Origin of the sequence: uncultured Streptococcus sp., from assembly GCF_963536705.1 — a bacterium.
In the GTDB taxonomy this organism is placed as follows: domain Bacteria; phylum Bacillota; class Bacilli; order Lactobacillales; family Streptococcaceae; genus Streptococcus.
The window spans coordinates 79,365-98,150 of record NZ_CAUTAP010000004.1 but is presented as its reverse complement, the minus strand read 5'-3'; the positions used below and the strand labels follow the sequence as shown (position 1 = coordinate 98,150).

Below are 18,786 nucleotides of genomic sequence, written 5' to 3'. Positions count from 1 at the left end.
TTAATCGTCCTGAACGAGTCTTTTAGCGACGTCTTGTATTAGTTCTGATGTGGTAGGATGGGCAAAAACTGCTTCAAGAACTTGATCCAGCGTTGCTTCAGCCTGCCTCAGCAAAATCAAATTCTGCAGAAGATCTGTACCGTTCGGACCAACAATGACTGCACCTAGTAGAAGATGGTATTTCTTTTCTGAGATTAGCTTGACATAGCCCTCTGTCTCACCTATAGCAATAGCCCGCCCATTATAAGAGAAAGGCAGCTGTTGGACCAGAACATCATAGCCCGCCTGCTCAGCCTCATCCTTGCTGAGACCAAAAGAAGCTACTTCAGGACTGGTGTAGAGCGAACGGGGAACACCGAGCGGATCAACTGCTTCTTCAGCTCTCCGGCAGATAGCTCTCACAGCTTTTATTCCTTCTGCACTAGCTACGTGAGCCAGCATATAAGATTCTAAGAGATCACCGATAGCATAAACATGCTCTTTGGATGTTTCGTAGTATTGATCAACCTGGACAAAATTTCGCTCCGTCAAGGCTAAACCCATATCCTGTGCTAGCTCTAGATTTGGTTTGCGGCCAGTAGCGACCAAAAGATGGTCGAAAGCAACCTGCTCGTTCTCAAGCAAGACAGAATTACCAGTTACTTCCTTTATCTGCGCTCCCTGATAAATCATCACCCCCATTTTTTTTAGTTTCTTTTGAATCACATGTCGCGCTTCAGCTTCTTCAGTCAAAAGAATTTCCGGCGCGACCTCAATAACAGTGACAGCAACACCCAGAGGAGCCATAGCGAAAGCTAGCTCAATTGCGATAACGCCACCTCCGATAATGACTAACTTCTCAGGAAGCTCCCTCAAGTCAAAAAACGTATCCGTCGTTAGATAGTCAACTTGTTCCAATCCCTTGATAGGAGGCACAAAAGGATAACTGCCAGTAGCCAAAATAACATCTTTGCCACTGATTGCTTTACCATTGACGGAGAAAGTTTGGTCTTTGACAAACTTTGCCTGACCTTCTATATACTCAATGCCTAAAGACTTAAAGCTAGCATGAATTCCAGATTGCAAACTGGCAACAACCTGATTCTTTCGGTCTACCAATTTCTCAAAATCAATCCTTTCAAGATTGCTCTCAATGCCATAATGCCTGGCTTCCTCTATTGTCAACAGCCAATGACCGTGCTGGAGATAGGCCTTAGACGGTATACATCCTACATTCAGGCAGGTTCCGCCGATAGAATTCTTTTCTACCACAGCCACTTTCTTGCCCAAACGAGCTGCTTCTTCAGCCGCCACATAACCACCTGGTCCAGCACCGATAATCAAAACATCATAAACAGACAAAACAGGCCTCCTTTCATAAAATGCAAAGGGTGCTCCAACAATCAAAATGATTGCTGTCGGCTATAGATACAAAAAGTATCTCATTATTTATTCATATATCTAAGACTCATCTCGAAATCTTAAGATACAGTCTGCTCTAAAAAAGATAAACCTCCTTTCTTCATTTTTCTTTGTCTATATATAGTAAGCGCTTACTTTTTGAAAGAAGCTTATACCAAATAATTAAAATCCAGTTGCCCATCTTTCAAACTGACATGGACTGTCATTTCAGTTGTTTCCTTATTTTCGACCAAATAACGAGCCAAAGGCGTTTCTAGATAGCGCATAATGCTTCTTTGAATAGGACGAGCACCAAATTCTGGTTGGTAGCCTTTCTGGGCTAAAAAAGCATAGACTTCTTCTCTCAGATGAAGCTGAATCTTCTGATGTTCCAACCTTTCTTGAAGCTGCCGAACCATAATTTTTACGATATTGACCATATCTTCTGCCCTTAGAGGGTTGAAAATAACCGTTTCGTCAATCCGATTTAAAAACTCTGGTCTAAAGCTATGTTGCAGCAAGGATCGAACTTCATCCTGCGTTTCAGAAGTCAGTCCCTGTTCACTTTTGAGACTTTCCAAAATCTGCTGGGAGCCAATATTGCTTGTCATAATCAAAATAGTATTTTTAAAGTCAATAGTACGCCCTTTCGAATCTGTCAAGCGTCCCTCGTCCAAGACTTGCAGCAGGGTGTTGAATACATCCGGATGGGCTTTTTCAATCTCATCCAGCAAGACAATCGAATAAAGTCTCCTACGAACAGCTTCTGTCAGCTGTCCTCCCTCTTCAAATCCGACGTAACCTGGCGGCGGACCAACTAAACGAGCTACGGCATGTTTTTCCATGTACTCAGACATATCCAGCCGGACCATTTCCAGCTCATTACCAAACAGCCGCTCAGCAAGGGATTTTGCCAGAGCAGTTTTCCCGACTCCAGTCGGCCCCAGAAAGAGAAAGGACCCAATAGGACGCTTTGGATTTTGAATTCCTGCTCTCGAGCGCAAAATCGCCTCCGAAACCTTTTGAACAGCTTGGTCTTGTCCTACAATTCTCTGGCGCAGGAGCTTGTCTAGTTTTAGCAGGTGTTCGCGCTCATTGTCCATGATTCCCTGCACTTTGATTCCCGTTATACGCTCTACGATACTAGCTATATCTTCACGACTGACGTCTGGTCGTTCAGTTTGCGCTTGACCTAGCTGGATTTTCTTAACAGCACACGCCTCATCAATCAAGTCCAGTGCCTTATCAGGCAAATAACGATCTGACAGATAACGAATTGAAAGACTGATTGCTGCCTGCAAAGCTTCGTCCGTCAGCCTAACTCTGTGAAAGTCCTGATAATTCTCCCGCAGTCCTTGCAGAATTGCCAATGCCTTATCTTGATCGGGCTCCTCAATGCGAACCCGCTGGAAACGCCCTTCCAGAGCTTGATCCAGCTCGAAGCTTTCTCGATAAGCAGCAAAAGTCGTTGTGCCAATGATATTAATCTGACCCTGAGCCAAGAGTGGCTTTAAAAGATTGCCTGCATCAAGAGAACCCTCTGTCCGCCCTGCCGTCACGATTTGGTGGATATCCTCAATATAAAGAATAATCTTCCCCTTAGCAGACAGCACCTCATCCAAAACAGCCTTGAAGCGTTCTTCAAACTCTCCTCTATATTTAGTTCCAGCAATCAATCCGCCTAGATTTAACTTAAAAACTTCTTTGCCCAATAAATGTTCTGGAACATCATCTGCAAGTAATCTTCTAACAAACCCCTCTATCACTTTGGATTTTCCAACACCTGGAAAGCCTAGGAGAATGGCATTGCTTTTCTCTTTCCTACACAGCACACGGATAATATCGTCAATTTCGTCTTTTCGACCAATTACCTGTCTATCGGTCTGGTCAGCCAGCCATTGATTAAAGTTAGTCGCATATTTGCTCAGGGCTTGATAGCGACTCTCCTGACTTGGAGAGATTGCTCGTTTGCCTTGGCGAAACTTATTCAACTTTGCCGCAACTAGCTCCTTATCAATTCCTGCCTGTTTCAAAAAGACAGTTATCGGATTTCTCTGCTGATGAAATAGACTGAGAATCAGGTGCTCTACTGTTACCACCTCGTCCCTCAGTTCCGCCCTTTCAGCCTCTGCATCATCCAAAAGATTCTTGAGGCGTTGACTATACTGACGTCCGTAGCGGCTCGTGTCCGTATGTGAAAATACAGGAATCTTGGCTAGTTCCTGATTGATGACGCTGATAAATTCATTAATATCAAGGTCCAAACCGGCATAGAATTCCAAGGCAAAAGTCTGAGGCTGGGTCAGCACTGTCCAGACATGCGGAATGTCCACTTGATAATTGTGTTTTTGAATAGCTAATTCCTTTGCAGCATTTAGTACTTCTTGCAAAAGATTGGTATAGTGTTCGGTCATATAGTTTCCTCGCTTTTCTACTGAAAACCAAAGTCAACTGCAAACAATATTTTAAAAATTAACCTATTTTAACAAAAACTTAACTTGATAATCTTATGTTTATTATATCATTTTCACAATCAATATACTAGAAAAAATGTAAGCGTTTTTCATGTTTTAATCTAATTTTAACAAAAGATTGTGAAAAAAAGAGCACTGACTTATCCTAAAGGGACAAACCAATACTCTTTAATTTGTAATATTCTTAGCCAAACGATTAAGCCGCCACTGAAAGAGAATACCGCTCGTCACCAAGCTTGCAATGAGGCCAATCCAATATCCATAAGGGCCCAAGCTGGTAAAATGATCCAAGAAGAGTCCCAGGGGTAGCGAAACTCCCCAATAAGCAATCAAGCCCAAGTAAAACGGTACCTGAGTATCCTTGTAGCCCCGAAGAATGCCCTGCAAAGGAGCCGCAAAAGTATCTGCTAATTGGAAAAAGAGGCTGTAGGTCAGAAAAACAGATGTCATTCGGATAAACTCGGTATCCGACCCATAGAGAGCAGCCACACGGTCGCGTAAGACATAGAGAAAGAGGAAAGTAAATCCAGCAATTCCCAAGGCCGTCAGCCGCCCAAGTTTACAGAATTTCTTAACATCGTCAGGACGATTAGCTCCAATTTCATAAGAAACAATGATGGACATTGAGGTTGAAATACTCATAGGAAAGGCATACATTAAGTTTGAAAAATTCATGGCCGCCTGATGGCTAGCAATGATTAGTGACGAAAACTTAGCCATGACCAGGCCAACAACCGAGAAAATCACAACTTCAGCAAAAAAGGTTCCGCCGATAGGCAGTCCAAGTCGAATGCCTTCAATTAAGCCATTTTTGTCTAGCGGTCGAATCTTCCATAGCTCATAGGCTCGAACTTTTGGATGTTTGACTGCTACTAACAAGGATATGAGGAGCAAAACCCAATAAGCCAAAGAAGTCCCAAGTCCAGCTCCAGCTCCGCCCATTTCTGGAAAACCAAATGCTCCGTAGATTAGGGCATAATTAAAAGTGCCATTCAAAGGTAAAAGTAAGAGCATGAGATACATGGAAAGCTTGGTCAACCCCAGAGCATCAAACAGAGAACGAATGGTGCTAAAGAGCAAAAGAGGGATAATGCCGAGCGCTAGATACCAAAGATAGTTCTTTGCCACTTCTTCTACCAAAGGCTCTAGGCCAAGGTGAGACAAAACTAGAGGAGCGCCCACAAATACCAAGGCAAATAAAATTAGCGATAGCCCCAAAGAAAGATAAATAAACTGATAAAAATCAGAAGCAATCTTTTCTTTTTTCCCCTGCCCTAAATGGTGCCCGATTATGGGTACCAAGGCAGACACAATCCCTATCAGCAGGTCGAAAAATGGAATCCAAAGACTAGTTGCCATAGAAACACCAGCCAGATGCAAGGTGTCATACTGACCAGTCATGGTCGTATCAACAAATGAAGCAGAAAAATTGGCCAGTTGGTAGATCAAAATTGGCAAAAAAATAGAAATAAAGAGCCGCATCCGCTGCTGTAAATTATGAGTTTGGTGCATAGAAATCCCTCAAAAACTTTTTCTACCCAAGTAAAATCAATGAGCTTAGATTTTAGAATATCAACTATCTTTACTATACTATAAGCCAGACAGATAGTCAAAAGGAAAAGGAAATTATATATCTGCCTCGGTGAAGACAATCTGCCCCTTCTCAAATCCTGCGATTCGCGCCAAAGAAAGAACACGATAACCGGATGTTTCCAAAAGTTGACGGCTATCCTGAAACGATTTTTCAATGACAATACCAACCGCTTCAACCTGAGCGCCCGCTTGCTCAATAATGGTAATTAAGCCCTTGGCTGCCTGACCGTTAGCTAAAAAATCGTCAACAATCAGCACCTTATCGTCAGAGTTGAGAAACTTCCCAGCAATCGAAACGGTCGAAGTCACTTGCTTGGTAAAAGAGTAAACTTCAGCCGTCAAAATCCCTTCTGTCATCGTGATATTTTTGGCTTTCTTAGCGAAAATCATTGGTAGACCCAGCGCCTCTGCTACGTAGACAGCCGGAGCAATACCAGAAGCTTCAATAGTTACTACCTTGGTAATTCCTGCGTCCTTTACCGCCTCCGCAAAGACCTGGCCAATCTCTTTCATCAATGAAAAATCAACCTGATGGGTCAGGAAAGAGTCAACTTTCAGGATATTTTCACCTAAGACTTGTCCATCTCTGAGAATCCGTTCTTCTAATGTTTTCATTTGTACTCCTTCCTTTCCAAAATCCATCTTGATTCTAGCAGAAAAAGCACAGATATCCGTGCTTTTCCTTTACTCTTTTTCATTTTTATTCTCGGTCTTGTCTTCTTCTCCAGCATGATTAACTGCTTTTTTGAATTCTGAAAACATTTTACCGATAGATTGCCCCAGTTCGGGCAGGCGTTTTGGTCCGAAAATAAGTAGGGCTCCCAGAACAATAATGATTACCCCAGGTACTCCGATGTCTTTTAAAAGTCCCATTAGTTTCTCCTCATTGATTTTCTTTGATAAATGATGCGACTGAGCAAGATGCTGACTTCATAGAGCAAAATCAAAGGTACTGTCATAGACAGATCGCTGATAAAGTCGGCCGGTGTCAGGACAACAGCTAAAACCAGCAAAATGAAGTAAGCGTATCGTCTATATTTTACCAAAAATTTCGGATTGAGCAAACCAATAGAAGTCAGAAAGGACACAAGAACTGGCAGCTCAAAAAGGCAAGCAATCGGAATAGTGGTATGAAAGACGAAACTAAGATAATTCTGCGCTGTCAGTCGTGTCTCAAAGAGGCCCTCACCCAGCGACAGCAAAACCTGCAAAATAGCTGGAGTCACAAAGTAAAAGCCGAAAGCCAGCCCCAGAACAAAACAGAGAAAGGTAGCTGGGATATAAGCAAAAACAGCCCGAGCTTCATTGGCTCGCAAAGCTGGTCGGACAAACTCCCAGACCTGATAAACCAAAAATGGCAAGGTCAGGGAAAAAGCGACAAGGCTAGCCAGACTGATATAAATCCAAAGGATATCATCCGGCCCCAGCACCAGCAGCTTCTGCACAAAATTACTGGTCAGCCATCGATAAATATCGGCTGAAAAGAGCAAGCCAACCAGAAAAACCACGAAGAAGCAAGCTAATACCGCTAGAAAACGCCGCCTGAACTCTGTCAAATGCTCAATGATAGTCTGTTCTTTCTTATCCATGCAGCTGCTCGCTTTTCTGATTTTTCCAGCTAACATAGACCACCAGCAGGATAAAGAACACCTGACTGATGACCACTTCTAGGCTTGGATAAATCCCTATCCAATCCACTGTTACAAAACCATTGATTAGGTGAGTCGGTAGGATATTGGTCAGCTGAAGGGCATGGATGCTGACGCCCAGCATTTTAAAGGCCAGGGCATAGATGAGCCAGGTCAGCCAGAAGAAAATGCTGTGTGGCTTGAGAAGACCTGAAGCCTTGCTCATGATAAAGGCCAGAAAGACCAAGACCAGAACAGCCAAGCCGATTCCCAAAAGAAAATCAGTCATAGTGATGCGCGGCAGAATGCCCGCATAAAAGAGGATAGTCTCAGCCCCTTCACGGAAAACTGCCAGAAAGCTAAGAGCAAACATGGAAAGAAAACTGCCAGTGGCTGTTACTGCCTTCATTTGGCTTTCCATGAAATCATTCCATTTCTCAATAGATGCCTTGCTGTGCAGCCAGATACCAACTATTATCATCATGGCGACAGCGAAAATTCCCACTGCACCCTCGATAATCTCACGATTGGATCCAGAAGCAACTGCCGGGAATAGAAACTGCAGCAAAGCTGCAATCACAGCGCTGGCTAGAACTCCACTCGCTGCCCCGGCATAAACCCATTTGAGTCCTTTTTTCATCTTGGATGCTTTCAGAGTCGTTATCAAAGCCATGACAATCAAGAGCGCTTCTACACCCTCACGCAGCAAAATCAGCATAGCATCAAAGAAATGATAGGAAGCTGTTGTGTCAATCTGGGACAACTCACTAATCAAGGATTCTAGCTGCTTTTGATACTTCACTTCGCTACCCTTGACCATAATAACAGGCGTCTGACTCTCAACCTTGGTATAAAGTGAAGGATTATTGACACTGACATCTCCTTCAATCGTTGGCCAAATGGTGATGAACTCTTTCATCTTGGCAGCAGCCTTTTTATCATCTCCGCTTTGAAAGAGACTCAAAGCCTCCTCTAGCAGCTTAATCCCATCTTTCAGCGTTAGATTGCCAGCAGTTTCTTGGACTTTCTCTCCTTTGACAAAATTATCAATGGCAGTTTTCAAATCATCAAAAGAAGACTGAATCATGTCAAAGTCAGTAGGCTCCGTCTCAATGGCACTGCGCAGAAATGAAATGGCTGTTTCTACCTTGCCGTAATGGGCTGTGCTGTTGTCTCGGACCACGCTTTCATTGGTAGTCCAGGTGCTATTCATCTTTTTGTATGCTTCTCTTGTCGCTTCTAAATCCTTAGCGCTAATGGCTTTTTGTAGATTTTCAAATTTTGGCTCTAGCTTACTGAGAAGCTTCTTTTTCTCAGCTTCTAAGTCGACTGGATTCTGCTCTTTCTCAAATTTCAAGAGGGCCGAAGAGATTTGTGTCAGCTTCTCCTCAGTCACCTGACCCGATAAGTCTAGTGCCTTGCTTACCTCTTTTCCCGCTGCAGAGTCGTGATTAGCTACCCTTTCAAAGTCAGTCTTGATTTCTCCGATTAGCTGCTTGGCTTTTTCCTGGTCTTTCTGTTTGACCGCAGTGCTGGCATCAGTGATTTTGACGAATAAACTGCTGTAGCTATCATCCGCTAAAACCGGCTTAGCTAAAAAGACAAGCAAAAGCCCCAAAATCACCAGGCTTTTATTCAAATAATTTTTGACCAAGGTATTCTCCTTTTTTCACTCCACCAAAGCAGGCAAACAAGCCACTGCCAATATGCGTGACGTATTCATTCATCTTATCTTGAGCGCCTAGATTAGTTAGAACTTTGACAAAGCTGTCTGGATCTTTCTGGAAGGAAAGAAAGAGTAAGCCTGTGTCGAACTGACCAGTAGTTTCATCAATCCCATCCGAGTACGAATAAGACCGGCGATATATAGGCTTATCAACCTCCTTGGCCAGACGGACGTGTGAATCCTCTGGCAGCAATTCCAAGTCAACCTCGTCAAACTCGTCTTTCTTGCCAAAAGGCGCTCCGCTATCTTTATAGCGGCCGAAAGTGTTTTCCTGCTCCTGCAGATTGGTTCGGTCCCAGGTCTCAAGGAACATCTGGATTCGGCGGACAGCCATGTAAGAGCCCCCCTGCATCCAGTCCTTGCTATCGCACCAAATGACCTTGTCGAAGTCTTTTTCCTTGGTCACATTGGCCGTTCCATCCTTAAATCCAAAGAGATTACGAGGCGTTGACATCCGGTCGCCAATAGCAGCAAAGCCCGACTGACTCCACTTCATGGTGATGGCATTTCTCCCCTTGCGGACCAGATTGCGGACCGCATGAAAGGCCACCTGCTCATCATCCGCGCAGGCCTGGATGACAATATCGCCACCCGTATATTTTTCTTTAAGCTGCTCCTTTGGAAAAGGCGGCAAATCCCGAAAAGCTTTCGGTCGTTTGTCTGACAAGCCCATTTTTTTCAGAAAAGAGGCTGAGACCCCAAAGGTCAAGGTCAGTCGATAAGGGTTGAGACCGACAGTTTCTCCAGTGTCCGTTGGCGGTAAAAGAGCATTTGACTTGTCTTTTTTGACTAATTCTCCATCGACTAGCTTCTCGCTATAGGCTGTCCAGTCCTTGAAGAGCTGGATAATGGTCTCCCTATCTGTCGTATGCAAATCCAACACAACAAAGTAGATATTCTTCTGCATCGGGGTTGTAATACCCGCCTGATGCTCCCCGTAAAAGCTGATTTCTTCCTCACCGTCAGCGAATTTCTTATCTTCCTTCGCCTGATTAGCGAAAAAAGCAGATGCACCAGAGACACCCAGTGCAAGACCAGCGCCTCCAATCCCTGCTTTTTTAAGAAATTCACGACGATCCATCTTTTTATTAAACCATTTTTCGTCGTTTGTCATATGATTACTTCCCGTCTAGAATGACTCCCATTTGTGAAAGAGGCTCACCCAGTTTGGTAACAGCTTCCGCCAACTCCTTGGTTTCTTCTTTTGTCAATTCTGTATAGAGCTTGTAGTTTTCAGAGTCGGTCATGTGTTTATCTAGGAGACTATTGACGTTTTTAAACTCAAGTTCCAAGGTCTTGACAAGCTTCTCATCCTTGTCCTTAATTAATGGCTTGAAGAGCTCAAAAATCTTTTCTGCTCCTTCAATATTTGCTCGGAAATCATAGAGATCTGTATGAGAGAATACTTCTTCCTCACCTGTAATCTTGCTGGTCGCCACTTCATTGAGCAAGTCAACAGCGCCTGTCAACATCATATCCGGAGTCACTTCAACCGTTGCGATTTTAGCCTTTAGCTCCTTGATATCGTTAACCAGCTGATCGGCATAGCTTTCAGTGCCCTTGGTTGTATTTTGCTCCCACATGATTTTTTCAATGCGGTGGAAACCAGACCAGCCTTCTTCGGTCTTGTTTTCGTCCACATAGTCGACTAAGCGGAAGTCAATTTTAACATCTGATTCACCAAAGCTCTCAGCAATCGGCTCCGAGCGCTCGTAGGCCATCCGGATAAGCGGATACTGCTTTTTAGCTTCATCAAGCTTGCCTTCTTTAAGGGTATCACGAAACTTCTCCGTATCTGTCAGGAGCTGATCGATTTGTCCTTGGACAAAGGTTTTGTAATCCGCTGTCGCCTTGTCCAATTCTTTCTGATTGACAGCCGTTTGGCTGCTAGATGCTTGACTACTTGAGCCAGTCTTGTTTGTAGAATTGTTGGCTGCACAGCCAGTCAGTAAAATTGCCGTTGAAAATAGGACGATGCCAAGTTTTTTCATGGTGACTCCTTTGTTTTCTCTCTGATATGAGATTATTTCCTGTAAATTATACCAGTTTTTTTCTCATATTTCAAGAAATTGTCTGACAATTTAATCAAAAACTCTATATTTAGACCGCTAAAGCAGCTCTTCTTTTACTTTCCCAATCTCTGTCTTTTTCAGCACCAAGTAAATCGTATCCCCCAAATAGAGGCGCGTGCTGCCATTGACTGTTTGAGTCTTGCCCTTGTGGACATTCATGGTAATCAAGACTCCATCTGGTAAGTTTAGCTCATGCACTTGACGACCAGCAATCTTTTCAGAAACAGGGATTTCAATTAAAGTCGTATCTCCCTGATCCTCAATACTGTCTGGCAACATTTTTTCCAGCATGGCTTCATAGACGGGCGCTCCTTTTAGCAAATCCATGATAATGTAAGCAGTCAGAGTGACCAGTCCCAGAGGCATAAGATTACTGATATCACCGACCATTTCAGTCACTAGAATCATGGCTGTCAGCGGAGCCTTGGAAATGGCGCCAAAATAACCACTCATGCCTAGGATAATGAAAATTGGAAATTGCTCCTGAGAAATCAAACCAAGCTGCAGACAGACTGCACCCATTGCTCCGCCAAGCAATGAACCCAGAGCTAGAATAGGCAGGAAAATCCCACCCGGCAATCCACTCCCGTAACTTAACATACTCCAGACAAAACGCAGAGCAAAAAACAAGAGCAAGGTTTCCACAGTGTAATGACCAGCAGTCAAAGATAAAATCAATTGATTGCCCCCGCCCAGCAAGTGAGGAAGGAAATAACCAATCGGAAGAATCAAGACAAAGGCCAGAATAGGATAATAGGCTTCTGAAATCCTAAACAAGCTACCCAAAAATTGATAAAGCAGCTGAATATTCAAAATGACTTTCTCATAAATATAGCCTGACAAGCCCAGCAGCAAGCCCATGACTAAATAAATCCAATACTGCTCCAGCCTCATGACCGGGATATTATCCGGCATGTCCAACACTGGCGTCAGTCCAAACATGGATAGCGAGACAAAGTTAGCAACTAGACTGGCCGCCAGTGTAGAAACCCAGAAAAAACGTGAAAAATGACGGTAAACTTCTTCTACTACGAATAGCAGACCAGCGATTGGTGCATTAAAAGCTGCTGCTAAGCCTGCCGCCGCACCGCTAGCAATAAGCGCTCTCTCCTCAGCAGCACTCAGATTCAAGAATTTAGAGACTCCTTTGCCGCTCATAGCGCCTAACTGAATACTTGGTCCTTCTCGCCCCAGCATCAGACCGGTGGAAATGGCTAAAATCCCCAATACAAACTTCTTCCAGAGAATACTCCACCAAGAAAGCGACATCAGGCCTTTCAGCTCTGCTTCGACCTGCGGAATCCCTGACCCCTTGATATTTTTCTCCGACTTTACCAAGCGGTCATTGAGCAAGACGATGAAACAATAAAGCAATACCAAGGCCAGTAACCAAAGCATAGACTGCTGACTCCTATGGTAGACAACCTGCACTAAATGAAAGATTTTTTCAATCAGAAAGCGAAAAATCCCTACTACTAGTCCAGCAAAAATCCCAACTAAAACACCTCGCAAAACCTGGGAAATAATCGAATGAGTTGCGAAATTAAATTCTCTCTTGATGTCGTCCTCACGTAAGCTAGCCTCTTTTGCCATTCCCAATCTCCTCTAAATAGTTACTTTACCAATATTCTAGCACAAAGCAGGCCTGATAAACAGATGAAATATAAATTTCTTATTTTAGTTTTCTTTTTAAAGACTCTACACAAAAAAGTCCGGGAATTGTCCCAGACTTACTTATTTTCTTATTTAGCGCGCAAAGCTGCTTGAGTAATGTAGTTGTATGGTTTGTTGAAGTGCGGCAGGAAGAAGAGATCTAGCAAGGCCAATTTATCAATTGTAACCTTTTCCTGAATGGCCAGTGAGAACATGTGAATTCCCATAGACATATCTTCTCTAGAAACCATCTGAGCTCCAAGAACTACACGCGTGTCCTTATCATAAACAATCTTAATTGTAACATCATGATGCTCAACCTTTTCAAGGAAAGTTGGTTTTTGAGTATCTTTAAACTCAACTACTGCTGGGCTGTAACCAAAGCGTTTAGCTTTTTCTTCTGTCAGACCAGTTGAAACCATCTTCAGACCAAAGATTTCGATACCGTTAGAACCTTGAACACCATTCGACTCCAATTCATGACCGCAAGCATTATGAGCTGCTACGATACCAGAGCGCAAGGCGTTAGAAGCCAAGGCGATGTAGTTTGTATCGTTGATAGAGTTATCGTAGACAGTCGCACAGTCACCAATTGCATAAACATCTTTAATGCTAGTTTCTTGCTTCTTATCTACCAAGAAAGCACCATTGCGGAATGTTTCTAGCTTGCCAGCACCAAGACCAGTGTTTGGACGGAAGCCAACTGCCAAGACAACCATATCTACATCATAGCTAGCCTTATCTGTTACAATACGTTCTACCTTGCTTTCACCTTCAATAGCCTGAACAGTTTGACCGAAGGCTAATTGAACACCATTGTCTTCAAGGTTTTGGCGCATCATATCAGACAAGTCGTGGTCATAGTAACCTGCCAAGCAAGTATCCACAACATCAATCAGAATCACTTCTTTACCAAGGCGTTTGAAGGCTTCTGCCAACTCAACCCCAATGTAACCAGCACCTACTACTGCCACACGTTCGATATGTTTGCTCTTGTCTTGTAATTTTTCAATAACATCTGCAGCATTTTGATACAATTTTACGAACTGCAGATTTTCTAAGGTTGACTTAAATTCGCGGCTGTTAGGATCTAGCTCAGCACCTTTAATCGGAGGCAGAATTGGCTGAGAACCTGTTGCTAAAATCAATTTGTCATAAGACTCTACATGCTCTTTGCCATCAACAATAGCTATAACTTTTTTCGCATCATAATCAATTGACTCAACTGGTGAGTTCATATAAACTTTTGCGCCTTTTGCTTCAAAAGTTTCTTTGTCTGCATAAAAAAGTCCATCTGGCTTGCTGATTTGCTGTCCAATCCAAAGGGCCATTCCGCATGCCAAGAATGAAATGTTTGAGTTTTGGTCAAAAATAACTACTTCATTTTCTGCACCATAATTATCCAACATTGTATTAATACACGCTGTACCTGCGTGGTTTGCACCAACTACAACGATTTTACTCATAAGAATAGTCCTACCTTAATTTATAATTTACTAGACAAGTATATCATCTCCTGTGAGCGTTTACAAGAAATTTGCTCGAGATTTTCAAAAATTCTTATACAGCCTAAAAAGCTATACTACCGCTGTCTCATCGCTTCGAAAATACAGCTTTGTGCGAAAGTTAATTTTCTGAAAATATAACAATTTTAAGATTGTGAAACCGGTATCTTTTTGATATAATAAGGTTAGAGAGGTTAATTTTAGAAAGGTTGTGATAATGTGGACTTTGCTTCTCGCTCACTTCATTTGATGGGGAGTTCGATTTGCATATCTCTCTGTCATGAGCGAGCGGAAATACTCTTAGATGAGGCGGTCCAACTGCTTCATCTCTATAAAAATCGCTTCAGTGCCAATGATGAAAACTCAGAACTTATGACTATCAATCATCTGGCAGGAATTGAAAGCGTCCAAGTTCATCCAGAGCTTTTTGAGCTGATTGAGTTGGGAAAATATCACAGCCTAGCAAAAGGCAGCCACTTAAATATCACGATTGGTCCTCTCGTCCAGACCTGGCGGATAGGATTTTCAGACGCCCGTCTCCCAAGTAGGGAGGAGATTCAGCAAGCTCTAAGTCTGACCGACCCAAACTTGCTTGAGTTGAATCCAGAAGATTGTAGTGTCTTTTTGACTAAGAAAGGCATGAAGTTGGATTTAGGTGCCTTGGCTAAAGGCTATATCGCTGATAAGATTAAAGACTATTTGCTGAGTCAGGGAGTGACCTCTGCTCTTATCAATCTTGGTGGCAATGTCCTGACAATTGGGCATAATGCAGTCAGCCAGCGTGCCTGGCGAATTGGTATCCAAAATCCCAAGCAGCCTCGCGGCAATCACTCAGCTATACTAGCGGTCACCAATCAGTCAGTGGTCACATCAGGAATTTACGAGAGAACCCTTACAGTTGAAGGGCGGAACTACCATCACATTCTGGATCGCAAAACAGGTTATCCTATCGAAAATCAATTGGCTAGTCTGACCATTGTTTCAGACAAATCGGTAGATGGTGAAATCTGGACAACCCGTCTATTTGGTGAAAGTCCGACATCAATTCTGTCTCAGATTGAAGAGCAAGCAGGGATTGAAGCCTTGATAATCACCCAAGACAGTCAGCTCTTCTGTAGCTCAGGCCTTTTAGAGCAGATAATTCCTGCTTCTTAATTCAAAAGTGATAAATTTGCTGCCACACTAAGCGGTAACTCTATCGCTCAAGCTTTTATAAATAATGCCCATTTAAAAACACCCTCTCTTTCTTTTGGTTTTTACCTGCCTAAAGAAAAATAACTGCACCTACGAGGGATTTGTATCTTCATTTCAGAAAGGAAATTTTATGTTAAAACTTATTGCAATTGTTGGAACAAATTCTAAACGTTCTACAAACCGGCAACTTCTTCATTATATGTCTAAGCACTTTGCTGACAAGGCTGAAATCGAGCTGGTTGAGATTAAAGATATCCCAATGTTTAATAAACCTGCTGACAGAAACGTCCCTGAGTTAGTATCAGAAATTGCCGAAAAAATCGATGCAGCAGACGGCGTACTTATTGGTACACCTGAGTACGACCACTCTATTCCAGCTGTGCTCATGAATGCTCTGGCTTGGCTTTCTTACGGAATCTATCCACTGCTGAACAAGCCAGTCATGATCACTGGTGCTTCTTATGGTACACTTGGCTCCTCTCGTGCCCAGCTGCAGCTCCGTCAAATTTTGAACGCTCCAGAAATCAAGGCAACTGTTCTTCCAGATGAGTTCTTGCTTTCGCATTCCCTTCAAGCTTTTGACCAAAGCGGAGACTTGGTAGATCTTGACGTTGTCAAAAAATTGGATGCTATCTTTGATGACTTCCGTATCTTTGTCAAAATTACTGAAAAATTGCGCAACGCACAAGAATTGCTTCGCAAAGATGCTGAAGAATTTAACTGGGAAAAATTGTAAGATAGGAGACCGAAAGAATGAAATTTGTTGGAATTGTAGGATCAAACTACGAACAATCATATAACCGAAAATTGTTGGAATTCATCCGCCGTCAGTTCAAAATTAAATTTGAATTGGAAGTCTTAGAAATCGATGAAGTCCCAATGTTTAACCAGGATGAAAAATGGGATGAAAGTTTCCAATTGCGTTATTTGTATAACAAAATTACACGTGCAGACGGTGTCATCATCGCAACTCCTGAGCACAATCATACTATCAGCGCTCCTTTGAAGAGTGTCTTAGAATGGCTCTCTTACGAGGTTCATCCTTTCGAAAACAAGCCTGTCATGATCGTCGGTGCTTCTTACTATGACCAAGGAACTTCTCGTGCTCAAGTTCACCTGCGTAAAATCCTAGACGCCCCTGGTGTCAATGCTTACACTCTTCCAGGCAACGAGTTCTTGCTGGGCAAAGCCAAGGAAGCTTTTGACAATGATGGCAATATCACCAACGAAGGAACTGTGAATTTCCTTGAAACATGCTTAGATAACTTTATCAAATATGTAGAGGTCGTTTCAAAATTGAAAAAACCAAAACCAATTGAACCTGAAGACTTAGACTGCGGAAAACCAATCGCTACGACAATTACAGAAGTTGATCCAGATGATCCAGAATGGGTAGAAAAAGTCGCTGAAATCACTGGCGCTGTTTCTGGCGATACTTACGTCAAACTCGACCATGGTATCTTAACTGTTAACCAGATTGATATGTTCTTAAAAGCTATGCCATTTGAATTGACATACGCTGACGATAACAATCAATTCCTCTACTACAACAACGCCCACCAAGACCCAGACACCATGTTTGCCAAACGTGTGCCACCTCAGTCAGGTAGCCGCATGTCAACCGTTCATGGTTCTCTTCCACCAGCTCGGATGAAAAATGTAGAGTGGGTTATCGGAACACTTCGCAACGGAAACCAAGAATACGTACGTACAATCGTCCCAGGTTCACCTGCAGGCGTTATCAATACCCACAACTACCAAGCTATGTACTATCCTGACGGATCATACGCAGGAATCAATGAAATCGTCTTTAATTTCCAACCATGGCTTGACTGGTACTTAAAAGAAACTGGTCAACGTTTGGTTGGAGGCAGCGGACCATTTGCTCCTGCCGGAGGTCATGGAGACGCAGACGCTACTTCTGGTGCTTCTGATGCTGAAGGCGATGGAGGTCATGGAGATGGAGGAGCCGATGCGACATCAGGTGCTAGCTCTTAATTACCTTACAAACTAAAAAAGAATGGATCATAAGTCCATTCTTTTTTCGCTTTATTTCATTTCCTTGAAAGCTGCTTCTGCATCAGCATTACTGATAGCGCCAAACTGGATTTTCCCGATTTTCCCTTGACTGTCAATGAGGATTTCAGTTGGGATACTGCGGATCTGATAGGCTTGGAAAATTTCTCCTGAAGTGTCAAATAGAACTGGTACATCTTTATAACCTTGTTCTTGAAACCATTTTGGGAATTCCTCGGCAGATTTCTCTCCTTGAAGACCTGGTGCTACAACTGTCAAGATTTCGAAATCACGGTCCGTTTTACCAGCCAACTCGACCAATTCCGGCATACTCTTCTTACAAGGTCCACACCAAGAAGCCCAGAATTTTAGATAAACTTTCTTGCCTTTGTAGTCAGAAAGTTTGACTGTTTTTCCATCCATAGACTGCAGAGTAAAGTCAGGTGCCTCTTGACTGAAAGCTGCTTGGGTGACTGTGCTTGTCTGAGTGGTCTCACTAGACGAGCTACTGGTTGTGGGCATAGTCATAGGCTTATCCTCCTGTTCCGAGCAGGCTGCCAAAAAGACCGCTGCTGACACAGTTGCTAATAATGTAACGATTTTTTTCATATTTCTTTCTCCTTTTATCCAAAAAGTCCAGACAGGGCGTTGAGCTGTCCTAGCATCAGCAGAATTCCCATCAGAATAATCAGAGCTCCGCCGATTTTCTTCATCAGGCCCATATAAGGCTTGATTTTATTAAAATATTGCATAACAAAGCTAGATGCCAAAGCTAGAATTAGGAAAGGCAGGGCCATTCCCAAAGTGTAAATCAAGGTCAAAATTGCTCCCTGAAATGCACCATTCCCACCTGAAGCTGCTAAGGCTAAGACTGAGCTGAGAATCGGTCCAATGCAGGGAGTCCAACCAAAGCTAAAGGTAATTCCCAGCAAGAAAGCAGACCAAAAATGATGTTTCTGGCCGTTCTTTTTGAAAGTCAAGCTCTTTTGAATCTGTAACTGGCGAATGTTAATAAGCTCCATTTGATGCAGACCCAGCAGAATGATGAGACCACCCATCACATAACGAAAGGTAGGGCTGTAAATAATCGTTCCTAAAAATCCGGCTCCAAAGCCTAGCAAAAAGAAGACTGTAGAGATACCTGCAATGAAAAAAAGTGTCCTAACCATACCCTGCCAAGCAAGCTCTCGGCCGAATACTTTCAAGGTCTTGACCTCCTTGTCATCCAACAAAATGCCAATATAAACTGGCAACAAGGGAAAAATACAAGGGGAAAAGAAGGACAAAATACCCGCTAAAAAAACTGAAACAACAAATAAAGGTGATTCCATTTACTCTCCTCTAACTACTCACGTAGAATATACATTCATTTATCATTATAAATGAATCTTATGGATTTTTCACAAATCCGCTACGGTAATTTTCTTGCAAAAATCGTGTGACTCGGAAAAGAGAAAATTTTGCTTGATGAACAGCAATAATAGTGCATTTTTTCAAACAGTAAAAAGCCGGAGAAAAAACTACCGGCTTGAATATTTTAAAACA

At 42.9% G+C, this 18,786-nt stretch carries 16 protein-coding genes; 3 read left to right on the top strand and 13 right to left on the bottom strand.

Annotation, left to right across the window (positions count from 1 at the left end):
- From lpdA to nox, 11 genes are all read right to left on the bottom strand, one after another.
- Positions 1-1,341 carry a dihydrolipoyl dehydrogenase gene (gene lpdA / locus RWX26_RS03740; protein ID WP_314579326.1) on the bottom strand — a complete coding sequence of 447 codons (1,341 nt, stop codon included), beginning with the start codon at positions 1,339-1,341 and terminating at the stop codon, positions 1-3.
- Positions 1,342-1,550: 209 nt separating this feature from the next.
- Complete coding sequence (locus tag RWX26_RS03735; protein ID WP_314579324.1) at positions 1,551-3,794, bottom strand: ATP-dependent Clp protease ATP-binding subunit; 2,244 nt, start codon at positions 3,792-3,794, stop codon at positions 1,551-1,553.
- 228 nt (positions 3,795-4,022) lie between these two features.
- The gene (locus RWX26_RS03730) at positions 4,023-5,366 is read right to left on the bottom strand and encodes an MATE family efflux transporter (RefSeq protein ID WP_314579321.1); all 1,344 of its coding nucleotides are present in this window, start codon (positions 5,364-5,366) and stop codon (positions 4,023-4,025) included.
- Positions 5,367-5,480: 114 nt separating this feature from the next.
- Positions 5,481-6,062, bottom strand: coding sequence for a xanthine phosphoribosyltransferase (locus RWX26_RS03725; RefSeq protein ID WP_314579319.1), 582 nt, complete (start codon positions 6,060-6,062; stop codon positions 5,481-5,483).
- A 69-nt stretch (positions 6,063-6,131) separates the two neighbouring features.
- Positions 6,132-6,320 (bottom strand): twin-arginine translocase TatA/TatE family subunit, encoded by a 189-nt coding sequence (locus RWX26_RS03720; RefSeq protein ID WP_002897604.1) that lies wholly within the window; start codon positions 6,318-6,320, stop codon positions 6,132-6,134.
- Positions 6,320-7,036 (bottom strand): twin-arginine translocase subunit TatC, encoded by a 717-nt coding sequence (gene tatC / locus RWX26_RS03715; protein WP_314579316.1) that lies wholly within the window; start codon positions 7,034-7,036, stop codon positions 6,320-6,322. The genes RWX26_RS03720 and tatC overlap by 1 nt, the downstream gene beginning before the upstream one ends.
- Positions 7,029-8,729: an FTR1 family protein gene (locus RWX26_RS03710; RefSeq protein ID WP_314579314.1), complete on the bottom strand. Its 1,701-nt coding sequence runs from the start codon at positions 8,727-8,729 to the stop codon at positions 7,029-7,031. Before RWX26_RS03710 ends, tatC begins: the two co-directional genes overlap by 8 nt.
- Entirely contained in the window at positions 8,707-9,915 is a 1,209-nt protein-coding gene (efeB, locus tag RWX26_RS03705) for an iron uptake transporter deferrochelatase/peroxidase subunit (protein WP_314579312.1), read from the bottom strand. The genes RWX26_RS03710 and efeB overlap by 23 nt, the downstream gene beginning before the upstream one ends.
- Before the next feature lie 4 nt (positions 9,916-9,919).
- Positions 9,920-10,792 (bottom strand): iron uptake system protein EfeO, encoded by an 873-nt coding sequence (efeO, locus tag RWX26_RS03700; protein ID WP_314579309.1) that lies wholly within the window; start codon positions 10,790-10,792, stop codon positions 9,920-9,922.
- A 117-nt stretch (positions 10,793-10,909) separates the two neighbouring features.
- Positions 10,910-12,466, bottom strand: a complete 1,557-nt coding sequence (locus RWX26_RS03695; RefSeq protein WP_314579305.1) for a chloride channel protein — start codon at positions 12,464-12,466, stop codon at positions 10,910-10,912.
- Positions 12,467-12,615: 149 nt separating this feature from the next.
- On the bottom strand, positions 12,616-13,992 hold the full coding sequence (gene nox, locus RWX26_RS03690; RefSeq protein ID WP_314579303.1) for a H2O-forming NADH oxidase: 1,377 nt from the start codon (positions 13,990-13,992) through the stop codon (positions 12,616-12,618).
- A gap of 258 nt (positions 13,993-14,250) precedes the next feature.
- On the opposite strand from nox, the gene RWX26_RS03685 reads away from it, so the two are divergent.
- The 3 genes from RWX26_RS03685 to RWX26_RS03675 all read left to right on the top strand — a co-directional run bounded on the left by RWX26_RS03685 (position 14,251) and on the right by RWX26_RS03675 (position 17,223).
- On the top strand, positions 14,251-15,186 hold the full coding sequence (locus RWX26_RS03685) for an FAD:protein FMN transferase (RefSeq protein ID WP_314579301.1): 936 nt from the start codon (positions 14,251-14,253) through the stop codon (positions 15,184-15,186).
- 169 nt (positions 15,187-15,355) lie between these two features.
- Positions 15,356-15,961 carry an NADPH-dependent FMN reductase gene (locus RWX26_RS03680; protein WP_314579298.1) on the top strand — a complete coding sequence of 202 codons (606 nt, stop codon included), beginning with the start codon at positions 15,356-15,358 and terminating at the stop codon, positions 15,959-15,961.
- Positions 15,962-15,978: 17 nt separating this feature from the next.
- Positions 15,979-17,223 carry an NAD(P)H-dependent oxidoreductase gene (locus tag RWX26_RS03675; protein ID WP_314579296.1) on the top strand — a complete coding sequence of 415 codons (1,245 nt, stop codon included), beginning with the start codon at positions 15,979-15,981 and terminating at the stop codon, positions 17,221-17,223.
- Positions 17,224-17,274: 51 nt separating this feature from the next.
- Here RWX26_RS03675 and sdbB read toward each other — a convergent pair whose 3' ends face one another.
- A complete protein-coding gene (gene sdbB, locus RWX26_RS03670; protein ID WP_314579293.1) occupies positions 17,275-17,850 on the bottom strand; it encodes a thiol-disulfide oxidoreductase-associated lipoprotein SdbB in 576 nt (191 codons plus the stop codon).
- Positions 17,851-17,864: 14 nt separating this feature from the next.
- On the bottom strand, positions 17,865-18,572 hold the full coding sequence (gene ccdA2 / locus RWX26_RS03665; RefSeq protein WP_314579289.1) for a thiol-disulfide oxidoreductase-associated membrane protein CcdA2: 708 nt from the start codon (positions 18,570-18,572) through the stop codon (positions 17,865-17,867).
- Positions 18,573-18,786: the final 214 nt, after the last annotated feature.